The organism is Campylobacter novaezeelandiae, assembly GCF_004323845.1.
Lineage (GTDB): Bacteria > Campylobacterota > Campylobacteria > Campylobacterales > Campylobacteraceae > Campylobacter_D > Campylobacter_D novaezeelandiae.
Genome location: NZ_QPGR01000058.1, coordinates 1 through 378, shown reverse-complemented (window position 1 = coordinate 378; position 378 = coordinate 1). Strand labels below are relative to the sequence as shown.

General features: G+C 36.0%; 1 pseudogene. It reads right to left on the bottom strand.

What is annotated here, in order from left to right:
- Positions 1 to 62 precede the first annotated feature (62 nt).
- A pseudogene (locus DU473_RS08200) lies at positions 63 to 378 on the bottom strand (transcription termination factor Rho); the annotation flags it as partial.

The window sequence follows — 378 nt, the reverse complement described above, 5'->3', positions numbered from 1 at the left end:
CCACCCGCTCCAAGAAAACGTTTTGGTTTGGGTAGGGCATTAGCATCAACCCCTCCACTTCAAACTTTTACCGAACTAGGAGTTGCAGTATTATAAGCTCTTGCAAGTCTTGTGATGCTATCAAGTAAAATAATCACATCTTTAGCCATTTCAACCATTCTTTTAGCTTTTTCTATAACAAGTTTTGCTACACGCACATGATTATAAGCAGGTAAATCAAAAGTAGAACTAAAAACTTCTCCTTTTACACATCTTTGCATATCACTTACTTCTTCAGGTCTTTCATCAACTAGTAAAACTATTAAATGCATATCAGGATGATTTTTAGCAATAGCCGCTGCTAATTCTTTCATAAGCTCTGTTTTACCTGTTCTAGGA